Below are 20,856 nucleotides of genomic sequence, written 5' to 3'. Positions count from 1 at the left end.
CCGTCAGCCGTTGTTCACGGTGGGGACGTGGGGCTCCGGCTGATAGCGGAGCCACAGCGTCGATAGGGCCGGCAGCGTGATCGAGGCCGTCGCCGCGCCCCCGTCTCCGGATTCGGCGACCACCATCCCGAGGTTGCCGGAACCGCGTCCGCCGTAGACGTCGGCATCGGAGTTCAGGATCTCCTGCCAGACGCCGGGGCGCGGCAATCCCAGGCGGTACCCGGTGCGCTCCACGCCGGCGAAGTTGCTGACCACGACCAGACGGCCGCCGTGCGCGTCCCGCCGTTCGAAGGCGATCACGGACGGATCCCAGCTCGGTGCCCCGAGCCGCGTGAACCCCGAGCCGTCGCTGTCGCGCTCCCAGAGCGGTGCCTGCGCCCGGTACACCCCGTTCATCGCGGCGACGAAGTCCTGGAGCTGGGCGTGCGAAGGCTGGTCGCGGAGCCACCAGTCCAGCTCGCGCCCCTCCGACCACTCGGCGAGCTGTCCGAACTCCTGACCCATGAACAGCAGCTTCTTGCCCGGATGCCCCCACATGTACGCGAGGTAGGCGCGGACGTTCGCGAGCTTGTGCCAGTGGTCGCCGGGCATCTTCGACAGCAGGCTGCCCTTGCCGTGCACGACCTCGTCGTGACTGATCGGCAGCACGTAGTTCTCGCCGAACGCGTAGACGAACGAGAAGGTCATCTCGCCCTCGTGGTGCGCCCGGTACATCGGGTCTCTGCCGATGTACTGCAGCGAGTCGTTCATCCACCCCATGTTCCACTTGAATCCGAACCCGAGGCCGGCGTGATCCGTCGGCGCGGTGACACCGGGGAAGCTCGTGGACTCCTCGGCGATCATGAGGATCCCGGGGTGCAGGCGGTAGGCGGTGGCGTTGACCTCCTGGAGGAAGCGGATCGCCTCGAGGTTCTCGCGTCCGCCGTGGATGTTCGGCTCCCACTCACCCTCGCGACGCGAGTAGTCGAGGTAGAGCATCGAGGCGACGGCGTCGACGCGCAGACCGTCGACGTGGAACTCCTCGAGCCAGTACAGCGCGTTCGCGACGAGGAAGCCGCGGACCTCGGGACGACCGTAGTCGAAGATGAGCGTGCCCCAGTCCTGGTGCTCTCCGCGCCGGGGGTCGGGGTGCTCGTACAGGGGCTGACCGTCGAAGCGCGCCAGGGCGAAGTCGTCCTTGGGGAAGTGGCCCGGCACCCAGTCCATGATGACGCCGATGCCGGCCTGGTGCAGGCGGTCGATGAGGTAGCGCAGGTCGTCGGGGGAGCCGTACCGGCTCGTCGGCGCGTAGTAGCCGCTGACCTGGTATCCCCAGGATCCGCCGAACGGATGCTCGGCGAGCGGCATGAACTCGACGTGCGTGAACCCCGTCTCCTGCACGTGCGCGATCAGCGGATCCGCCATATCGCGGTAGCCCAGGCCCCCGCGCCAGGAGCCGACGTGCACCTCGTACACCGCCAGCGGCTGCGCGACGGCATGCGTGGCGGCACGACGCGTCATCCAGGCGCCGTCCTCCCAGACGTACGACGACGCCGTCACGACGGAGGCGGTCTCCGGCGGCACCTGCGCCGCCAACGCCATCGGGTCGGCCTTGAGGATCCAGCTGCCGCTCCGCGTCCGGATCTGGTACTTGTAGCGGGTCCCGACGGGGAGGTCGGGGATGAAGAGCTCCCAGACGCCGCTCGCGCCGAGCGAGCGCATGGCGTGGCTCTCGCCGTTCCAGCCGTTGTGATCGCCCACCACGCGGACCGCGGTCGCGTCGGGTGCCCAGACCGCGAACGACACGCCCTGCTCGTCGCCCTGCGTGCGGGGATGGGCTCCCAGCGCCTCCCACAGCCGCTCGTGACGGCCTTCGGCGATCAGATGAAGGTCCAGGTCGCCGAGGGTCGGCGCGTGACGGTACGGGTCGCCCGCGACGCTCTCCTCCTCGCCGCGGTAGCGCGTCGCGAGGCGGTAGGGGAGCGGCGGTCCCGGATGCGTGCCCTCCCACACCCCGTGCGCGACGTGGGTGAGCGTCAGGCGGCTGCCGTCGTCGAAGACGGCCTCCACCGTCTCGGCGAGCGGACGGCGAGCCCGGATCACGGTGACAGTGCGATCCGCCGCATCCTTCGCGGGGTGGGCGCCGAGCACGGCGTGCGGCGCGTGGTGCCGCCCTTCCGCCACGGCCTCCCAGTCGGCGTTCGCGGTGTCGTCGATGCCGCTCATGCGCGCTCCCTCACCTTCAGGATGTGGACCGGCTCGGCAAAGGCGTCGAGCCGGACGTAGTTGTGATCGGTCCAGGTCCAGACGCTGCCCGTGAGCAGGTCCTCCACCTCGTAGCTCTCACCCAGGGGGACGCCCCAGCGTGTGGTGTCGAGATGGACGGTGGTCTCGCGCACCGAGTGCGGGTCGACGTTCGCGACGACGATGAGCGTGTCCGGCCGCCCGGTTCCGGTGAAGGCGGCGTCGAGATGCTTGCTGAACACGAGGATGGCGTCATCGTCGCTCCAGTGCAGCTCGAGGTTGCGCAGCTGCCGCAGGGCCGGATGCGCCGCGCGGATCTCGTTCAGCCGCCGCAGGAGCGGAGCCAGCGATTCCCCGCGTTCCTCGGCCCCCGCCCAGTCGCGGAACTTGTACTCGTACTTCTCGTTGTCGATGTTCTCCTCGGAACCCGGGCGGGCCACGTTCTCGATGAGTTCGTATCCCGCATACACGCCGTACACGGGGCCCGCGGTGGCGGCGATGCAGGCGCGGATCCGGTAGGCCGCGCGTCCGCCGAACTGGAGGTATTCGGTGAGGATGTCGTGCGTGTTGACGAAGAGGTTCGGGCGCATGTAGTCGGCCGTCTCGTGGGAGATCGTCGTGAGGAACTCCTCCAGCTCCGCCTTGGTGTTGCGCCACGTGAAGTAGCTGTAGCTCTGTTGGAAGCCCACCGCGGCGAGCGCGCGCATCACCGCCGGTCGGGTGAACGCCTCGGCCAGGAAGATCACGTCGGGATCCGTCTCGTTCACCGTCGCGATCAGCCACTCCCAGAACTGCAGCGGCTTGGTGTGCGGGTTGTCCACGCGGAAGATCCGAACCCCCTCCGCCACCCAGTGCCGGACGATCCGGAGCATCTCGGCGGCGATCCCCTCCGGGTCGTTGTCGAAGTTCAGCGGGTAGATGTCCTGGTACTTCTTCGGCGGGTTCTCGGCGTACGCGATCGTGCCGTCGGGGAGGGTGGTGAACCACTCCGGGTGGTCGCGCACCCAGGGGTGGTCGGGAGAGGCCTGCAGCGCGAGGTCGAGGGCGACCTCCAGTCCCTCCTTCCGCGCGGCCCGCACGAAGGCGCGGAAGTCCTGCGGGGTGCCGAGGTCAGGGTGGATCGCATCGTGCCCGCCCTCCGCCGCTCCGATGGCGTACGGCGAGCCCGGGTCCCCGGCCTCGGCGACGAGGGTGTTGTTGCGACCCTTGCGGTTGGTCGTGCCGATGGGATGCACGGGGACGAGGTAGATCACGTCGAAGCCCATCCTGGCGACCTCGGGCAGGCGCTTCGCTGCAGTACGGAACGTGCCGCTGCGGACCGTTCCGTCCTTGAGGCGGCGGGCTCCCTCCGACCGCGGGAAGAACTCGTACCAGGCGCCGACTCCGGCGCGGGTGCGCTCCACGCGGAGGAGCTGCTCCGCGGAGGCGGAACGGAGCGTCGTGACGGGGCGATCGCGGAAGATCGCCGCGAGGTCGGGGTCCACGGCCCGTTCGGCGGCGACGACGGGGTCGCCGGCCCGGAGTTCCTCCGCCCAGGTCCTGAGGCGCGTGCGCTGCGCTGCGGGGCGGTCCTTCTCGGCAGCCGCCCGCTGCAGGAGCTCGGCTCCGAGGGCGGCCATCACGGGGACGTCCACCCCGGCGGCGATCTTCACGTGCGCGGCGTGCGCCCAGGTGGCGAAGTCGTCGGAGAACGCCTCGAAGCGATACCGCCAGAGACCCTCCGCATCGAGGGCGATCTCCGCCTCCCAGCGATCGGTGCCGTCGGCGAGCGCCGTGAGCCGGTGCAGGCTCTCTTCGCCGGCCGGTGAGGTCAGTCGCACGTGCACGCCGATGAGGTCGTGCCCTTCGCGGAACGCCACGACGCGGAAGGGGACGACCTCGCCCGCGAACGCCTTGGCGGGGAAGCCTCCCGGAACCACCGGCGTGCCGTCCAGCAGCGGGATCCGGGTGGTCCGAAGAGCTCCGGGCTGGTCGGCGTCGACGGCGCGCGTCGGGATCTGAACGGGGCTCCGCAGAGCCGTGGGTCGGGTTCCAGCACGAGCAGTCACATGCCGAATCTACCGCTCGGCCCTGTCGGAACCTACCGCTCGACCCCGGCGCCGAACCGTGCTATCACTCCACCCGGAACAGGCGCATGGATGTGCCGGGGATCGGCAGCACGTCACCCGGAGCGTACGTCTCCTCGGCCTCCGACGGGCGCTCGTCGGCGCTCGACCAGAGGGAGACGAATCGGCTGGCACCCTCGATCTCCTCCGGGAGCCGCACGTCGATCGGCGCCTCCGTCCCGTGCACGATCAGGAGGATGCGGTTGGCAGGTTCCTTGTCCGGTGTGGAGGCGGCGACGTACTGCAGCGTGCGATTGCCGGGATCGGTCCACTGCCCCGGTTCCATGGTCGCACCGTCCTGGTCGTACCAGTCCATGACCGAGGCGTTCGGGATGTGCTCGCCGAGGCGCGCATACCGACTCGGCCGCAGCGCCGGATTCTCCTCGCGCAACCGGGCGAGGCGCGCGACGTGGGCCCGGAGGTCGTCCTGCCAAGGCTCGAACTCCCAGGAGAGCCAGGACAGCGGCGAGTCCTGCGCGTAGGCGTTGTTGTTGCCGCGCTGGCTCCGCCCCACCTCGTCCCCGGCGGTGAGCATCGGGATGCCGGCCGAGAGGAGGAGGGTGCCGAGCAGGTTGCGCATGGCCTTGCGCCGGGCGGTGAGGATCGCGGGATCGTCGGTCGGCCCCTCGACGCCGTGGTTGAACGAGCGGTTCAGGTCGGCGCCGTCGCGGTTGTGCTCGCCATTGGCCTCGTTGTGCTTGACGTCGTACGACACGAGGTCGTGCAGCGTGAACCCGTCGTGCGCCGTGACGAAGTTGATGCTCGCGAGGGGTCCGCGGTCCTCGCTGAAGGTGTTGGACGATCCGGCGAGCCGGGTGGCGAAGCCGCCGATGCCGACCGGCGCCGAGGCCCGTCGTGCGTAGTCGATGTCGCTCAGCCAGAAGTTGCGCACGCGGTCTCGGTACCGGTCGTTCCACTCGTGCCACCCCGCAGGGAAGTTGCCCGTCTGCCAGCCGCCCAGTCCGACGTCCCAGGGCTCCGCGATGAGCTTGGTGTCCGCGAGGACGGGGTCGGCGGCGATCGCCTGCAGCAGCGGATGATCCGGAGTGTAGGCGTGAGCGCCGTCGCGCGCGATCGCCGTCGCCAGGTCGAAGCGGAAGCCGTCGATCTGCATCTCCTCGGCCCAGTACCGGAGCGAGTCCAGCACCAGTCGTGCGCCCGCGTCGGTGGCCGTGTTGAGCGTGTTGCCGCATCCCGTGGTGTCGACGTAGACGCCCGCGTCGTCCTGTCGGTAGTACCGCGCGTTGTCGATACCGCGGAGACTGGAGCGCGGCCCGCCGATGCCTTCTTCCGACGTGTGGTTGTACACGACGTCGAGGATCACCTCGAGGCCGGCCTCATGCAGCAGACGCACCATGCCCTTGAACTCGGCGATGATCGCCTCGGGGCCCCGTTTCCTGGCGTCTTCCGTCGCGTAGGCGGCGTGGGGCGTGAAGAAGTTCAGGGTGTTGTACCCCCAGTAGTTCGTCAGCCCCCGCTCCAGCAGCCGCGGCTCCGGGACGAAGGCGTGGACGGGGAGCAGCTCCACCGACGTCACCCCGAGCGTGCGGAGGTACGCGATCATGGCCGGATGCGCGAGGCCCGCGTAGGTGCCGTGCAGCGCGGGCGGGATGTCGGGGTGCCGCTTGGTCAGTCCCTTCAGGTGGCCCTCGTAGATCAGCGTCCGGTCGACGGGGATCCGCGGCTTCGTGGAGCCGCCCCAGTCGAAGCCGTCCTCGATGACCACGGCTCGCCATTCCTGGTAGCCGTGTCCCTGGGCGAGGCCTCGCGCATACGGGTCGAGGAGCAGCGTCTCCGGGTTGAACGTGTTGCCGGGCCCGTGCGGACCCTCGACGCGGAGCGCGTAGCGGACTCCGGGCTGCAGCAACGGCGTCGTGACCTCCCAGACGCCTCCGGGCCGCCGTTCGAGCGGAGCCTGGTCGACGACCCAGTCGAGGTCCGTCGCGTCGAAGACGACGAGCTCGACGGCGGAGGCGTTCTGCGACCAGACCCGCAGTGTGCCGACACCGTCGTGCAGCCGGACGCCGAGGTTGTCGAGGATCGCCCCACCGGGCACGACGGAGTCGGGGGACGAAGACATGGATACACCCTAAACGTGTTGCATTTCAGTCTCATGACAGGACGCACCCGGTCTCACGCGCAGACGGTCCGTCCGGGTCGCGGATCGGGGAGAATCGAAGCATGCGGCACTATCTCGACCACGCGGCGACGACCCCGTTGCGCCCGGAGGCCAGGGACGCGTGGCTGGAGGCGTCGGTCATCATCGGCAACGCGTCGTCGACGCATGGAGCCGGGCAGGACGCGCGCCGGGTGCTGGAGGAGTCACGGGAGCGGATCGCCGCGGTCCTCGGGTCCGATCCGATCGAGGTCGTGCTCACCTCCGGTGGGACGGAATCCATCAACCTCGCCCTCCAGGGACTGTGGCACTCGCGTCGTCCGGAGACGACCGCTGTCGTGGTGCCGGACGGCGAGCATCACGCGACGATGGACACGGTCGCAGCCCTGGTGGCCGACGGTGCCGCGGTGCGGGCCGTGCCCGTGTCGGCCCACGCGCGCATCGACGAGGACCGCTTCGCCGCGGCCCTGCCGGGGGCCGCGCTCGCGACCGCGCTCGTCGCGAACAACGAGACCGGGACGATCAACGGTGCGCCCGCGCTGGCGGCGGCCACGGCCGACGCCGGTGTACCCCTGCACCTCGACGCCGTCGCCGCTCTCGGGCATCTGCCGCTGTCCTTCCGGGACCTCCGCGGCCGCGCGGACGACGGCGTGGGCCTCGTGGCGCTCAGCGTCGCCGGACACAAGGTCGGCGCACCGGTCGGCGTCGGCGCGCTGGTGGTGGCCCGGTCCGCCCGGCTGACCCCGCTCCTGCGGGGCGGGGGCCAGCAGCGGGGTCTGCGTGCGGGCACGCAGGACGTGCCGGGAGCGGCGGCGCTGGCGACGGCGCTCGAACTCGCCGAACGGGAGCGGGCCGCCGAGAGCGTCCGGGTGGGCGGTCTGCGCGACCGCCTGGTCGAGGGCATCCGTGCGCGGGTGCCGGCGGCCGAGCTCCTGGGCGATCCCGATCACCGTCTTCCGGGTACCGCCCATCTGCTCTTCCCCGGTGCGGTGGGAGAGAGCCTGCTGTTCCTGCTGGACGTGGCCGGCGTCTCGGCCTCCACGGGCTCCGCGTGTCAGGCGGGGGTCGCCGAGCCTTCGCACGTCGTGATGGCGATGGGGCGCAGTGAGGCGGACGCCCGGAGCGTGCTGCGATTCTCCCTCGGGCGCACGTCCACCGACGCCGATGTGGATGCGGTGCTGGCGGTGATCGGAGAAGCCTACGCACGGGCATCCGGGGCCCGTGCAGCCGAGCGCTCGTAGACTGGACCCATGCGAATCCTTGCGGCCATGAGCGGTGGTGTGGACTCCGCCGTCGCGGCCGCCCGGGCCGTCGAGGCGGGGCACGATGTGGTCGGCGTGCACCTCGCGCTCTCCCGCGCCGGCGGGACCCTGCGCACCGGCAGCCGCGGCTGCTGCACGATCGAGGACGCCCTCGACGCGCGTCGCGCCGCCGACCTCCTCGGCATCCCCTTCTATGTGTGGGACTTCTCGGAGCGGTTCCGCGACGACGTGATCGACGACTTCGTCGCCGAGTACCGTGCGGGTCGGACGCCGAACCCGTGCATGCGGTGCAACGAGAAGATCAAGTTCGCCGCCCTGCTGGAGCGCGCCCTTGAGCTCGGTTTCGACGCCGTGTGCACCGGGCACTACGCGACCCTCGTCGACGGCCCGGCGGGACTCGAGCTGCACCGGGCCTCGGACAACGCGAAGGACCAGTCCTACGTGCTCGGCGTCCTCACGGCCGACCAGCTCGCGCACACCTACTTCCCCCTGGGCACCACGCCGTCGAAAGCGCAAGTGCGGGCGGAGGCGGAACAGCGCGGTCTCAGCGTCGCCCAGAAGCCGGACAGCCACGACATCTGCTTCATCCCGGATGGGGACACCCGGGGCTGGCTGGCCGAGAAGGTCGGCACGGCCACCGGTGAGATCGTCGACCGCTCCGGTGCCGTCGTCGGTGCGCACGAGGGTGCTCATGCGTTCACGGTCGGTCAGCGGCGCGGACTCAAGCTCGGCGTCCCGGCGGCGGACGGCAAGCCGCGCTTCGTGCTCGAGGTGCGCCCCGTGTCCAACACGGTGGTCGTCGGCCCGAAGGAGGCCCTGGCGATCGCCGAGATCGCGGGGGAGCGGTTCAGCTGGGCCGGCGCCGCGCCGACCTCGTCGTCGTTCGCGTGCGACGTCCAGATCCGCGCGCATGCCGAGCCGGTGCCCGCCACGGCCACGGTGACGGCCGAGGGCGTCCGCGTCGTCCCGGACACGCCCCTGGACGGCGTCGCCCCGGGGCAGACCGCCGTGCTCTACATCGGCACGCGCGTGCTCGGGCAGTTCACGATCGATGCGACCGTCTCCGCGGTCCCCGTCGGCGTCTGATCCGGGCGGATGTCGGTCGCCGCTCCTAGACTGACGGAGTGCCGGAGAACATCTCACTGGAAGACGCCCGCCGCGAGGCGGAGGAGCTCACGACCCGCATCCTCGAGGCGAAGGACGCGTACTACGGGCGTGACACGTCGCTCGTCGACGATGCCACGTACGACGGCTGGATGCGGCGCCTGGAAGAGCTCGAGCGCCTGCACCCCGAGCTGCAGGGACAGGACTCGCCCACGCAGATGGTCGGCGCGGCCGAGGCGACGGGGCTCGCGACCATCGAGCACGCCGAGCGCATGCTCAGCCTCGACAACGTCTTCTCGATCGAGGAGCTGCGCGAGTGGGCGCAGAAGACGCGCGCCGCCGCCGGGCGTGACGTCGACTGGTTGACCGAGCTCAAGATCGACGGCCTCGCGATCAACCTGCGGTACGAGGACGGCGTGCTGACGTCGGCGGCGACCCGTGGCGACGGGCGCGTCGGCGAGATCGTCACCGAGAACGCGCTCCGACTCCCCGAGATCCCGCAACGGCTCGCCGGGGAGGGGCATCCGCCGATCGTCGAGGTGCGCGGAGAGGTCTTCATCCCCGTCGCCGCGTTCGAGCGGCTGAACGCAGCGCAGGCGGCGTTCCGAGACCGCGCGTACGCGGACGCCCTCGCGCGCTGGGAGGCCAGGGGCGGCGCGAAGAAGCCGTTCGACGAGGAGAAGGCGCGGACCGCGGCGGCACGGCGTTTCCCGGCCTTCGCGAATCCCCGCAACGCGGCCAGTGGCGGCCTGCGTCAGCAGATCGACAAGAAGGACGGCCTGGAGCTGGAAGCGGGTCTGCTGCGCATCGAGTCGCTCGCGCTGTACGTGCACGGCATCGGTGCCTGGACGAACCCGCCGGTCGCGGCCCAGAGCCAGGTCTACGAGCTGCTGGCCGCCTGGGGGCTGCCGACGAGTCCGCACACGAAGGTGTGCCGCAGCATCGACGACGTCGTCGCCTTCGTCGAGCACTACGGCGAGCATCGGCACGACATCGAGCACGAGCTCGACGGCATCGTGGTCAAGGTCGACGAGCTCGACCTGCATGACGAGCTGGGAGCGACGAGCCGGGCACCCCGCTGGGCGATCGCCTACAAGTACCCGCCGGAGGAGGTGCAGACGAAGCTGCTCGACATCGTCGTCTCCGTCGGTCGCACCGGTCGCGCGACGCCCTTCGCGGTGATGGCGCCGGCTCACGTCGCCGGATCCGTGGTCCGTCAGGCCACGCTCCACAACAAGGACGTGGTGAAGGCCAAGGGCGTTCTCATCGGCGACACCGTGGTGCTGCGCAAGGCGGGCGACGTGATCCCCGAGGTGCTCGGCCCGGTGGTCGAGAAGCGGGACGGGACCGAGCGGGAGTTCGTCATGCCCGCCGACTGCCCCGAGTGCGGCACGCCGTTGCGCGCCATGAAGGAGGGGGACATCGACCTCCGGTGCCCGAACGCCCGGTCGTGCCCCGCCCAGGTGCGCGGACGCGTCGAGCACATCGGCTCGCGGGGAGCCCTCGATGTCGAGGCCCTGGGCGAGGTGACGGCGGCGGCGCTGACCCAGCCCACGAGTCCGGCGGAGCCTCCCCTGGTGACGGAGGCGGGCCTGTTCGCCCTGACCCTGGAGCAGCTCGTGCCGATCGAGGTCGTCGTGCGCGATGCGGAGACGGGTCTGCCGCGCGAGGACGAGGACGGCCTCGTGAAGACCCGCGCGCCGTTCCGACGCAACCCGACCGCGGCCGAGAAGAAGTCGGGTCTGGAGGGTCCGCAGCCGTCTTCCCAGGCGCTGACCCTGCTCGCGGAGCTGGAGAAGGCGAAGACCAAAGACCTCTGGCGGCTCCTCGTCGCGCTCAACATCCGTCACGTCGGACCGGTCGCTGCGCGGGCGCTCGCGCAGTGGTTCGGGTCGCTCGACGCGATCCGGGAGTCATCGCGGGAAGAGCTCGCCGCGGTCGAGGGCGTGGGCGGCATCATCGCGGACTCCTTGCTCGCGTGGTTCGACGTCGACTGGCACCAGGAGATCGTCCGCCAGTGGACTGATGCGGGCGTGCAGTGGGCGACGCCGGGTCACCCCGGCCCGGGAGCGGCGGTCGCGGCCGGGGGAGTGCTGGAGGGACTCACCGTGGTGGCGACGGGATCCCTCGACGGGTACACCCGCGAGGGGGCGCAGGAGGCGATCATCAAGGCCGGCGGAAAGGCGGCCTCGAGCGTGTCCAAGAAGACGGACTTCGTGGCCGCGGGGCCGGGAGCCGGCTCCAAGCTCGCGAAGGCGGAGGAGCTCGGCGTCCGCATCCTCGACGCCGCGCAGTTCCACGTCCTGGTCAACGAGGGGCCCGCGGCGCTGGACTGAGGATCAGGCGTTCTCCGGCGCCGCCGTGGTGGGAGCGAGGAACTGCCGCAGCCGTGGGGAGTCCGCGAACCCCAGCTCCTGATAGAGCCCGACGGCTGCCTCGCTCGAATGCACGGTGATCCGTTCGGCGCCGACGGAGACGGCGTGGGCGCAAGCCGCGGCGATGAGACCGCGGCCCGCTCCTCGTCCGCGATGTTCGGGAAGGACGAAGACGCTCTGGACGTCCGCGGAGAGGCGGTGCGGAGCGCCCGGCCGCGGCACGCGGGGCACGAGGGCGACCCACGCCGCGCCGACGATGCGGTCGTCGTCATCGCGCCGCGCGACGAAGGCCACGTGGGTGCGGTCGTGGGCCCGCCACCAGTCGCCCAGCTCGGCGGTGAAGGCGTCGAGCGATCGACCGGCCGTCAGGTCCGCGGGCACGTCCTCCCACTTGAGCTGGGCGAGCGCGGCGAGATCCTCCCTGCCGGCGCGGTCGATGCGCATCGTCGGTCCGCTCAGGCCTTGTGGCGGGGCTTCCGGAAAGGCTTCTCCTCGCGGTCGCGGTGCGGCGGGCGCTCGTCACGGTCGCGGCGGTTGTTCCGGTCGTAGCGGGCCGGCCGGCCGCGGCCGTCGCCGTCGCGCGAGGACGAGCCCCGCCGTGCGCCGGGACCGCGGTCAGGAGCGATCTCGATCAGCCGTCCGGAGATGCGCGTATCGCGGAGCTTGTCGAGGACGGCGGGGTCGAGGTTCGCCGGGAGCTCGACGATCGAGAAGTCGGGACGGATGTTGATCGCGCCGAAGTCGTCGCGGCCCAGACCGCCCTCGTTCGCGAGCGCGCCCACGATCTGCCGCGGCTCGACGCGGTGCCGCCGACCCACCTCGATGCGGTACGGGGTGTAGTCGCCCCGGCTGCGACGCTCCCGGGGTTCCCGGGGCTCCCGCGTCTGCCGCTCGCGCTGCGGGCGGTTGTCGGCGGCGACCGCCTGCGACAGGGCGTCGTCTGCGGGGTCGAGGAGCAGCGGCGTGGAGCCCTGGGCGACCACGGCGAGAGCGGCCGCGACGTCGCCCTCCGGCACGTCATGATGCCGGACGTAGTGGGCGATGATGTCGCGGAACGCGTCGATGCGCGACGTCTCCGACAGTGCGGTCGTGATGGCGTCGTCGAAGCGGGCGAGCCGCGTCGTGTTCACGTCCTCGGTGCTCGGCAGCTGCATCTGCGTAGGCTGCTGCCGGGTCGCCTTCTCGATGTGCTTGAGCAGGTAGCGCTCGCGCGGGGTGATGAAGCTGATCGCGTCGCCCGTCCGCCCGGCCCGCCCGGTCCGTCCGATGCGGTGCACGTACGACTCGGTGTCGGTGGGGATGTCGAAGTTGACGACGTGACTGATGCGCTCGACGTCGAGTCCGCGGGCGGCGACGTCCGTCGCGACGAGGATGTCGAGCTTCCCGTCCTTGAGCTGATTGACGCTGCGCTCGCGCTGCACCTGCGGCACGTCACCGTTGATCGCGGCGGCGGAGTACCCGCGGGCGCGGAGCTTCTCGGCCAGGGTCTCGGTCTCGTTCTTCGTGCGGACGAAGACGATCATCCCGTCGAAGTTCTCCACTTCGAGGATGCGGGTCAGCGCGTCCACCTTCTGCGCATACGAGACGACGAGGTAGCGCTGGGTGATGTTCGTGTTGGTCGCGGTCTTGGACTTGACCGTGATCTCCTCCGGGTCGCGGAGGTACTGCTGCGCGAGGCGGCGGATCTGCGCGGGCATCGTGGCGGAGAACAGGGCGACCTGCTTCTCCTCGGGGGTCTGAGCGAGGATCTGCTCGACGTCCTCCGCGAAGCCCATCTTCAGCATCTCGTCCGCCTCGTCCAGCACGAGGTACTGGAGCTCGGAGAGGTCGAGGGTGCCCTTGGCCAGGTGGTCCATGATGCGGCCGGGGGTGCCGACCACGACGTGCACGCCGCGGCGGAGGGCGGACAGCTGCACACCGTATCCCTGACCGCCGTAGACGGGCAGCACGTGCACGCCCTTCATGCGGGAGGCGTAGGACTCGAACGCCTCGCAGACCTGCAGCGCGAGCTCACGGGTCGGGGCGAGGACGAGGGCCTGCGGCGTCTTCTGCGCGACGTCGAGCCGCTCCAGCACGGGCAGGGCGAAGGCGGCGGTCTTGCCGGTTCCGGTCTGCGCCATGCCGACGACATCGCGGCCGGCGAGGAGGGTGGGGATGGTCGCGGCCTGGATGGGCGACGGGGTCTCGTAGCCGAGATCCTTGATGGCCTTGAGGACCGGCCCGGTGATGCCGAGGTCCTCGAATCCGGGGGTGGCAGGGGACTCGTCGGGGGCGTCGGCGGGGGTCACTTCTTCAGGGGTCACTTCCCAAGGGTAGCGCGCCCGGCCCCCCTCTTCCTGTGGGGCCGGCTCAGACCCCCGACGTGAGGGCGAGCAGCTTCTCCTTCACCTGCCGGCGGAGCACCTTCCCGATCAGCGACTTCGGCAGCTCGTCGACGACGAAGACGCGGCGCGGCACCTTGTACGGGGTGAGGATGCTCCGCGCGTACTCACGGATCGCCTCCACGTCGACATCGGCTCCGGGATCGACGACGATCGCCGCGACGACCTCCTCGCCCGAGTGGTCGCTGGGCAGTCCGACGACCGCGGCGTCCGCCACCGACGGATGCTGGCGCAGCGCGTTCTCCACCTCGGTCGGGGCGACGTTGAAGCCGCCGGTGATGATGAGCTCCTTGATGCGGTCGACGATGCGGACGAAGCCGGCGTCATCGATCGTGACGATGTCGCCGGTCCGGTACCAGCCGTCGACGAACACGGCCTCGGTCTCCTCGGGCTTGCCGTAGTAGCCGGAGAAGACCTGAGGACCCCGCACGATGAGCTCCCCGGCGGAGCCCTCCGGCACATCCTCGGTGGGATTCTCCGGATCGACGACGCGGCACTCCGTGCCCGGGAGAGGGAGTCCCACGGTGCCGGGAACCCGGTTGTCGGCGACCGGGTTCGCCATGAGGACGGGCGAGCACTCGCTCAGCCCGTAGCCCTCGACGAGGTAGCCGTGCGTTGCGGCCTCGAACGGGACGACGAGCTCGTGCGGGAGGGCCATGGCCCCGGAGATCGCGACCTCGATGCCCTCGAGGGAGACGCCCTTGGCGTTGGCGGCCGCGAGCAGCCGGTCGGCGATGGGCGGCACGAGCGGGAGGAACGTCGCCGGATGCTTCTTGACGACGTCGAGCACGAGGTCCGGGTCGAACTTCGGGAACAGCACCAGACGCGCGCCCATCGACATGGCGAAGGTGAGGCAGAGTGTCAGCCCGTACGCATGGAACATCGGCAGCACGGCGTACACGACGCAGCCCTTGCCGCGCTGGATCGACGGCACCCAGGCTTGGGACTGGGCGGCATTGGCGAGGAGGTTGCGGTGAGTGAGGGCGGCGCCCTTCGGTGTGCCGGTCGTGCCGGACGTGTACTGGATGATCGCCAGGTCGTCGGTGTCGGGCTGAGGATGCGAGGCGGGGATCGGGGTGCTGGCCACCACCGACTCCCACAGCACGGTGCCGCGGACGCGCTCGGTCAGCGCCGCCCTCGACTCTCTCGCCTTCGCGACCGGCAGCCGGAGGGCGAAGCGGGTGAGGGCCGGCATCGCTCGCGTCACGTCGACCGAGATGAGAGTCGAGACGGCGAGGTCGCTCGGGAACTCCTGCACCGTCGCGACGACCTTGTTCCAGACGATCGCGTGCTTGGCGCCGTGGTCCTCGAACTGCTTGCGCAGCTCGCGAGGGGTGTAGAGCGGGTTGTGCTCGACCACGACCGCACCGAGACGCAGCACGGCGTAGAACGCGACGATGTGCTGCGGGCAGTTCGGCAGGACGATCGCGACCGGGTCGCCCGCACGGACGCCGAGATCCCGGAGCCCCGCGGCGGCGCGATCGATCGCCTCCTGCAGCTGCGCATAGGTGGTCTCCCTGCCGAAGAACTGCAGAGCCGGTGCGTCGGGATAGTCGCGGGCCGAGGCGGCGACGATGTCCACGAGGGAGCCGCTGACGGGGGCGAGGTCCTCCGGAACGCCGTCGGCGTAGCTGGCGATCCACGGGCGAGGGGGCTGGAACGTGCTCACGCGCCCAGCTTAGGCGGGCCGCGCCGCGCCGAGCGGCGGGCGGCTCGCCAACTAGACTGGGGACGTGTCTGAAATCACCCCTGATCTTGTGCGCCATCTCGGCGTGCTCGCGCGCATCCAGCTGAACGACGACGAGGTGACGCGGCTCACGGGCCAGCTCGACGCCATCGTCGACAACATCGCCAAGGTGTCCGAGGTCGCGACCGCCGATGTCGCCGCGACGAGCCACCCGATCCCGCTGAGCAACGTGTTCCGTCCCGACGTGGTCGGCGAGACGCTCACGCACGAGCAGGTGCTGCAGAACGCCCCGGATCAGGCCGACGGCCGGTTCCGCGTCACCGCGATCCTGGGAGAAGAGCAGTGAGCGACATCATCCGGCTGACCGCGGCGGAGCTCGCCGACAAGCTCGCGACGCGGGAGGTCTCCAGCGTCGAGGCCACGCAGGCGCACCTCGACCGCATCGCCCAGGTCGACGGCGACGTCCATGCGTTCCTGCACGTCAACGAGCACGCGCTCGACGCGGCGGCCGAAATCGACGCCCGCCGCGCCGCGGGGGAGGACCTCGGGCCGATCGCCGGTGTCCCGCTCGCGATCAAGGACGTGCTCGTCACGACGGATCAGCCGACCACGAGCGGCTCGCGGATCCTCGAGGGGTACCGCTCGCCGTACGACGCGACGGTCGTGGCCCGCTCCCGTGCCGCCGGACTCATCCCGCTCGGCAAGACGAACATGGACGAGTTCGCGATGGGCTCCTCGACGGAGCACTCCGCCTACGGCCCGACCCGCAACCCCTGGGACCTCGACCGGATCCCCGGCGGCTCGGGTGGGGGCTCCGCCGCGGCCGTCGCCGCCTTCGAGGCCCCGCTCGCCCTCGGCTCCGACACCGGCGGATCGATCCGTCAGCCGGCGCACGTGACCGGCACGGTCGGCGTGAAGCCGACCTACGGCGGCGTCAGCCGCTACGGCGCGATCGCACTGGCGTCGAGCCTCGACCAGGTCGGCCCCGTCACCCGCACCGTCCTCGATGCCGGTCTGCTGCACGACGCGATCGGCGGCCACGATCCGAAGGACTCCACGTCGCTCGACGAGCAGTGGCCGTCCTTCGCCGCGGCCGCACGCGAGGGTGCGCGCGGGGACGGCCTCAAGGGCCTCCGTGTCGGCGTCATCCGCGAGCTTCCCGACAGCGGCTTCCAGCCGGGGGTTGCGGCCTCCTTCCGCAGCGCCCTGGCCCTGCTGGAAGCGCAGGGTGCGGAGATCGTCGAGATCGGTGCACCGCACTTCGAGTACGGCGTCGCCGCCTACTACCTGATCCTCCCGGCCGAGGCCTCGAGCAACCTGGCCAAGTTCGACTCGGTCCGCTTCGGTCTCCGGGTCACCCCGGCGGGTAACCCCACGGTGGAGGACGTGATGTCCGCCACGCGCGACGCCGGTTTCGGCGACGAGGTCAAGCGCCGCATCATCCTCGGCACCTACGCGCTGTCGGCGGGATACTACGACGCGTACTACGGCAGCGCGCAGAAGGTCCGCACGCTGATCCAGCAGGACTTCGCCGCGGCCTTCGCCGATGTCGACGTCATCGCCACGCCGTCGGCCCCGACCACGGCCTTCAAGCTCGGCGAAAAGATCGACGACCCGCTGCAGATGTACCTGAACGACATCACGACGATCCCGGCGAACCTCGCCGGCGTCCCCGGCATCTCGATCCCCAGCGGTCTCTCGGACGACGACGGGCTGCCCGTCGGCATCCAGTTCCTCGCGCCGGCGCGGGAGGACGCCCGCCTCTACCGGGTGGGTGCCGCCCTCGAGACGCTGCTCGTGGATTCCTGGGGCGCGCCGCTGCTGTCCCGTGCCCCCCAGCTGGAAGGAGGCGCGCGCTGATGGCCGCCGCCACGCTCATGGACTTCGACAAGGCGCTCGAGCTGTTCGAGCCCGTCCTCGGTTTCGAGGTGCACGTCGAGCTCAACACGAACACGAAGATGTTCTCCGACGCTCCCAACCCCGCGAACGAGGCGTACCACGCGGCGGAGCCGAACACGCTGATCGCCCCGGTCGACCTGGGACTGCCCGGTGCGCTGCCGGTCGTTAACGAGACGGCCATCCGCTCGTCGATCAGCCTCGGCCTCGCGCTCGGCTGCTCGATCGCGGAGTCCAGCCGGTTCGCCCGGAAGAACTACTTCTACCCGGACCTGGGCAAGAACTACCAGATCTCCCAGTACGACGAGCCGATCGCCTTCGAGGGGTCGGTCGAGGTGGAGCTCGAGGACGGCACCATGGTGACGATCCCGATCGAGCGCGCGCACATGGAGGAGGACGCCGGCAAGCTCACGCACATGGGCGGCTCGACCGGCCGGATCCAGGGCGCCGAGTACTCGCTCGTCGACTACAACCGCGCCGGCGTCCCGCTCGTCGAGATCGTGACGAAGACGATCTTCGGCACCGATCACCGGGCTCCCGAGGTCGCCAAGGCGTACGTCGCCGCGATCCGCGACATCGTCCGCGGACTCGGCATCTCCGAGGCTCGGCTGGAGCGCGGCAACCTGCGGTGCGACGCCAACGTCTCGCTCCGTCGTCGGGGTGAGGAGAAGCTCGGCACGCGCACGGAGACGAAGAACGTCAACTCCATGCGATCGGTGGAGCGCGCGGTGCGGTACGAGATCCAGCGTCAGGCGCAGATCCTCGCCGACGGCGGCACCATCATCCAGGAGACCCGGCACTGGCACGAGGACACCGGGACCACCTCTCCCGGACGTCCGAAGTCGGACGCCGACGACTACCGGTACTTCCCCGAGCCGGATCTGCTTCCGGTGCAGCCGCCGCGCGAGCTGATCGAGGAGCTGCGCGCCGCCCTGCCCGAGCAGCCCGTCGCCCGTCGACGCCGGCTCATGGACGAGTGGGGCTTCACCCCGCTGGAGTTCCAGGACGTGCGCAACGGCGGTCTGCTCGATGTCGTCGAGGCCACGATCGCCGCCGGGGCCACGCCGGCCGCGGCACGGAAGTGGTGGACGGGGGAGATCACCCGCCTCGCCAATGCGCAGGAGAAGGACGCGGTCGACCTCGTCAGCCCGGAGAACGTCGCGGCGCTGCAGCAGCTCGTCGACGCCGGGACGCTGACCGACAAGCTCGCACGCCAGGTGCTGGAGGGCGTGATCGCCGGTGAGGGCACGCCGCAGGAGGTCGTCGACGCACGCGGTCTCGCCGTGGTCTCGGACGACGGTGCGCTCATCGCGGCGATCGACGAGGCTCTCGCCGCACAGCCCGATGTGATGGCCAAGATCCAGGACGGCAAGGTCCAGGCCGCGGGTGCCATCATCGGTGCGGTCATGAAGGCCATGAAGGGCCAGGCCGACGCCGCCCGCGTCCGCGAACTCATCCTCGAGCGCGCCGCGCAGTGATTCTCGCCCCTGGGCCTCCATGTCGGAGGCCCAGGGGACAATGGATTCATGGGACACGGTGATGGCAGAGGCCGCATGGTGTCCTCGGCCGATGCCGACGACTCCGGTACGCGCATCCTCCACGTCGACATGGACGCGTTCTATGCGGCCGTCGAAGTGCTGGACGACCCGAGTCTCCGCGGACTGCCGCTGATCATCGGGGCTCCGGATGGCCGCTCCGTGGTCTCCAGCGCCTCCTACGAGGCACGGCGCTACGGCGTGCGCTCCGCGATGCCCGTGTCGCAGGCCGTGCGGCTGTGCCCGACGGCACGGATCGTCCCGCCGCACTTCCCCCGGTACCAAGAGGTCTCGCGGCAGGTGATGGCGATCTTCGAGTCGTTCACGCCGCTCGTGGAGCCGCTGTCGGTGGACGAGGCGTTCCTCGACGTACAGGGTGTGCGCCGGCTCTGGGGGAGCCCCGCCCGGATCGCGGCCCAGATTCGTGAGCGCGTCCTCGCCGAGGTCGGCATCACGTGCAGCGTGGGCGTGGCCGCGACCAAGCATGTGGCGAAGATGGCGTCGACGATGGCCAAGCCGGACGGGATGCTCGTGGTCGCGGAACACGACACTCTCGCCTTCCTCGCGCCGCGCCCCGTGCGAGCGCTGTGGGGCGTGGGGCCGAAGGCGGCGGAGGCCCTGGAGGCCCGCGGCCTCCGCACGATCGGCGACCTCCGCACCGCATCGCCCGAGATGCTGGACCGCGCCGTGGGGCCGGCGCTGAGCGCGAGGCTCGCGCAGCTGGCGCGGGGGGAGGACGCGCGTGCGGTCGACACGGACCGCGTGGAGAAGAGCATCGGACACGAGGAGACCTTCGACCACGACGTCGCGGATCGTGCCTTCCTCCGCGCGGAGCTGCTGCGGCTGGCCGATCGCGTAGGCGCGCGCCTGCGCCGGGCCGGGTGGGAGACCTCCACGGTCGCGATCAAGATCCGCTTCGACGACTTCCGGACCGTCACCCGCTCCCAGACGTTGCCGGAGCCGACCGCGGTCGGCCAGCGCATCGGCGAGGCGGCCCAGAGCCTGTTCGCGCTCGTCGAGCGTCGAGATCCGGTCCGCCTCGTGGGTGTCCGGGCGGAGAACCTCCGGCCGGCGGGAGGTGGCGCGCTGGCGCTGTGGGACGAGGACGAGGACTGGCGCAAGGTCGAAGGGGCCGTCGACGAGGCCATGGCGCGGTTCGGTTCGGCGACGATCAGCAGGGCGCGCCACATCGGACGCGGTGAAGGACGGGGCGCCGCGCGGCATCCGAAGGACCACGGCGTCGATTGACCGCGCGCCGCAGGCCGCCGTCGGCTACCGTGGGAACATGCCGAACATTGCACTGGAACTCGGGAATCAGGTCGCGTCCTTCGGCGTGAAGAGCGCGTACGGAGAACCGCAGGAGATCGATGGCGCCACCGTCACTCCGGTGGCGTTCACCTACGCGGGCTTCGGCGGAGCCAGCGGGGACGGCGGAGAAGGCGGCGGAGGTGGCGGCGTCTCGGTGCCGGTGGGCGTCTACGTCCGGCGCGAGGAGGGCCTGCGCTTCGAGCCGAACATCGTGACGCTCCTCGTCGTGGCCGTCCCCTTCGTCTGGGTCACCGGTCGGGCCCTCACGCGCATCATCCGTGCCCTCAAGAAGTGACGATGCGGTCGCAGCGGCGCTCTCGCACGCGGCGACGCTGATCGCGGAAGACGTCCGCGCACTCGCGGCATCCAACCCCGTCGTGCTGATCGACGGCGGGAGCGGCGCAGGCAAGACCTCTCTGGCCGCGCGCGTGGCGCGGGCCTGGCCGGTCACCGGACGCGTGCAGGTCATCGCGTTGGACTCCCTCTATCCCGGCTGGGATGGCCTCGACGACGGGGCGGAGCGCGCGCTCGAGGGCATCCTCCGTCCCCACGGACGCGGGCTTCTCGGGGCGTGGCGTCGCTGGGACTGGGAGCACGGCGAGGAGGCGGAGACCCACGCCGTCGATCCGGCCCTCGGCGTCATCGTCGAGGGCAGCGGGATCCTGCGACCCTCGACGGCACGCCTGGCCGACATCCGGATCTGGGTGGAGTCCGGCGAGTCATCGCGGAAGGCCCGTGCGCTGGCGCGGGATGGCGACACCTATCGCCCGCACTGGGACCGGTGGGCGGCGCAGGAGCGCCGTCACCTCGAGCGAGACCGTCCGAGGGAACTCGCCACTCGCGTGATCGAGGTCCCGTGATTCC

Annotated in this window: 15 protein-coding genes; 9 read left to right on the top strand and 6 right to left on the bottom strand. The window is 70.8% G+C overall.

What is annotated here, in order from left to right; translation table 11 throughout:
• Window positions 1-3: 3 nt before the first annotated feature.
• The 3 genes from glgB to glgX all read right to left on the bottom strand — a co-directional run bounded on the left by glgB (window position 4) and on the right by glgX (window position 6,408).
• The gene (glgB, locus tag BV453_RS14765) at window positions 4-2,205 is read right to left on the bottom strand and encodes a 1,4-alpha-glucan branching protein GlgB (RefSeq protein WP_249521921.1); all 2,202 of its coding nucleotides are present in this window, start codon (window positions 2,203-2,205) and stop codon (window positions 4-6) included.
• Window positions 2,202-4,271 (bottom strand): alpha-1,4-glucan--maltose-1-phosphate maltosyltransferase, encoded by a 2,070-nt coding sequence (locus tag BV453_RS14760; protein WP_126892974.1) that lies wholly within the window; start codon window positions 4,269-4,271, stop codon window positions 2,202-2,204. Before BV453_RS14760 ends, glgB begins: the two co-directional genes overlap by 4 nt.
• A gap of 64 nt (window positions 4,272-4,335) precedes the next feature.
• On the bottom strand, window positions 4,336-6,408 hold the full coding sequence (glgX, locus tag BV453_RS14755; RefSeq protein WP_249521920.1) for a glycogen debranching protein GlgX: 2,073 nt from the start codon (window positions 6,406-6,408) through the stop codon (window positions 4,336-4,338).
• A 101-nt stretch (window positions 6,409-6,509) separates the two neighbouring features.
• Here glgX and BV453_RS14750 point away from each other — a divergent pair, with 101 nt between their 5' ends.
• From BV453_RS14750 to ligA, 3 genes are read left to right on the top strand one after another with little or no spacing between them, the layout of a single operon-like run.
• On the top strand, window positions 6,510-7,685 hold the full coding sequence (locus tag BV453_RS14750) for a cysteine desulfurase family protein (RefSeq protein ID WP_249521919.1): 1,176 nt from the start codon (window positions 6,510-6,512) through the stop codon (window positions 7,683-7,685).
• 9 nt (window positions 7,686-7,694) lie between these two features.
• The gene (gene mnmA / locus BV453_RS14745) at window positions 7,695-8,792 is read left to right on the top strand and encodes a tRNA 2-thiouridine(34) synthase MnmA (RefSeq protein ID WP_085607427.1); all 1,098 of its coding nucleotides are present in this window, start codon (window positions 7,695-7,697) and stop codon (window positions 8,790-8,792) included.
• A gap of 38 nt (window positions 8,793-8,830) precedes the next feature.
• Entirely contained in the window at window positions 8,831-11,146 is a 2,316-nt protein-coding gene (ligA, locus tag BV453_RS14740) for an NAD-dependent DNA ligase LigA (RefSeq protein WP_249521918.1), read from the top strand.
• Between the two features lie 3 nt (window positions 11,147-11,149).
• On the opposite strand, the gene BV453_RS14735 is transcribed toward ligA, so the two are convergent.
• The 3 genes from BV453_RS14735 to BV453_RS14725 are packed head-to-tail and all read right to left on the bottom strand — an operon-like array spanning window position 11,150 to window position 15,235.
• Entirely contained in the window at window positions 11,150-11,629 is a 480-nt protein-coding gene (locus BV453_RS14735; RefSeq protein WP_249521917.1) for a GNAT family N-acetyltransferase, read from the bottom strand.
• Between the two features lie 11 nt (window positions 11,630-11,640).
• On the bottom strand, window positions 11,641-13,488 hold the full coding sequence (locus BV453_RS14730) for a DEAD/DEAH box helicase (RefSeq protein WP_374209035.1): 1,848 nt from the start codon (window positions 13,486-13,488) through the stop codon (window positions 11,641-11,643).
• A gap of 46 nt (window positions 13,489-13,534) precedes the next feature.
• Entirely contained in the window at window positions 13,535-15,235 is a 1,701-nt protein-coding gene (locus BV453_RS14725; protein WP_025103376.1) for a long-chain-fatty-acid--CoA ligase, read from the bottom strand.
• Window positions 15,236-15,299: 64 nt separating this feature from the next.
• On the opposite strand from BV453_RS14725, the gene gatC reads away from it, so the two are divergent.
• Genes gatC through BV453_RS14695 form a run of 6 tightly spaced genes read left to right on the top strand, consistent with a single transcriptional unit; the run spans window position 15,300 to window position 20,852 of the window.
• Complete coding sequence (gene gatC / locus BV453_RS14720; RefSeq protein WP_025103377.1) at window positions 15,300-15,599, top strand: Asp-tRNA(Asn)/Glu-tRNA(Gln) amidotransferase subunit GatC; 300 nt, start codon at window positions 15,300-15,302, stop codon at window positions 15,597-15,599.
• A complete protein-coding gene (gene gatA / locus BV453_RS14715; RefSeq protein WP_025103378.1) occupies window positions 15,596-17,113 on the top strand; it encodes an Asp-tRNA(Asn)/Glu-tRNA(Gln) amidotransferase subunit GatA in 1,518 nt (505 codons plus the stop codon). The genes gatC and gatA overlap by 4 nt, the downstream gene beginning before the upstream one ends.
• Complete coding sequence (gene gatB / locus BV453_RS14710) at window positions 17,113-18,627, top strand: Asp-tRNA(Asn)/Glu-tRNA(Gln) amidotransferase subunit GatB (RefSeq protein ID WP_025103379.1); 1,515 nt, start codon at window positions 17,113-17,115, stop codon at window positions 18,625-18,627. The genes gatA and gatB overlap by 1 nt, the downstream gene beginning before the upstream one ends.
• 48 nt (window positions 18,628-18,675) lie before the next feature.
• Window positions 18,676-19,932 (top strand): DNA polymerase IV, encoded by a 1,257-nt coding sequence (locus BV453_RS14705; RefSeq protein ID WP_249521916.1) that lies wholly within the window; start codon window positions 18,676-18,678, stop codon window positions 19,930-19,932.
• 37 nt (window positions 19,933-19,969) lie between these two features.
• On the top strand, window positions 19,970-20,287 hold the full coding sequence (locus tag BV453_RS14700) for a hypothetical protein (RefSeq protein ID WP_249521915.1): 318 nt from the start codon (window positions 19,970-19,972) through the stop codon (window positions 20,285-20,287).
• Complete coding sequence (locus BV453_RS14695) at window positions 20,271-20,852, top strand: aminobenzoate synthetase (protein ID WP_062634657.1); 582 nt, start codon at window positions 20,271-20,273, stop codon at window positions 20,850-20,852. The genes BV453_RS14700 and BV453_RS14695 overlap by 17 nt, the downstream gene beginning before the upstream one ends.
• The last annotated feature ends 4 nt before the right edge of the window (window positions 20,853-20,856 follow it).

The organism is Microbacterium sp. ER1, from assembly GCF_023383675.1.
Classification (GTDB): domain Bacteria; phylum Actinomycetota; class Actinomycetes; order Actinomycetales; family Microbacteriaceae; genus Microbacterium.
Note: the sequence above shows the minus strand (reverse complement) of the source record. Positions and strands in the feature narration are given on the sequence as shown.

Bases quoted from the DNA above. Each gene is read 5' to 3' on its own strand.
- BV453_RS14705 (WP_249521916.1), top strand. From the start codon at position 18,676: ATGGGACACGGTGATGGCAGAGGCCGCATGGTGTCCTCGGCCGATGCC.
- BV453_RS14750 (WP_249521919.1), top strand. From the start codon at position 6,510: ATGCGGCACTATCTCGACCACGCGGCGACGACCCCGTTGCGCCCGGAG.
- glgX (WP_249521920.1), bottom strand. From the start codon at position 6,408: ATGTCTTCGTCCCCCGACTCCGTCGTGCCCGGTGGGGCGATCCTCGAC.
- mnmA (WP_085607427.1), top strand. From the start codon at position 7,695: ATGCGAATCCTTGCGGCCATGAGCGGTGGTGTGGACTCCGCCGTCGCG.
- BV453_RS14700 (WP_249521915.1), top strand. From the start codon at position 19,970: ATGCCGAACATTGCACTGGAACTCGGGAATCAGGTCGCGTCCTTCGGC.
- glgB (WP_249521921.1), bottom strand. From the start codon at position 2,205: ATGAGCGGCATCGACGACACCGCGAACGCCGACTGGGAGGCCGTGGCG.
- BV453_RS14735 (WP_249521917.1), bottom strand. From the start codon at position 11,629: ATGCGCATCGACCGCGCCGGCAGGGAGGATCTCGCCGCGCTCGCCCAG.
- gatB (WP_025103379.1), top strand. From the start codon at position 17,113: ATGGCCGCCGCCACGCTCATGGACTTCGACAAGGCGCTCGAGCTGTTC.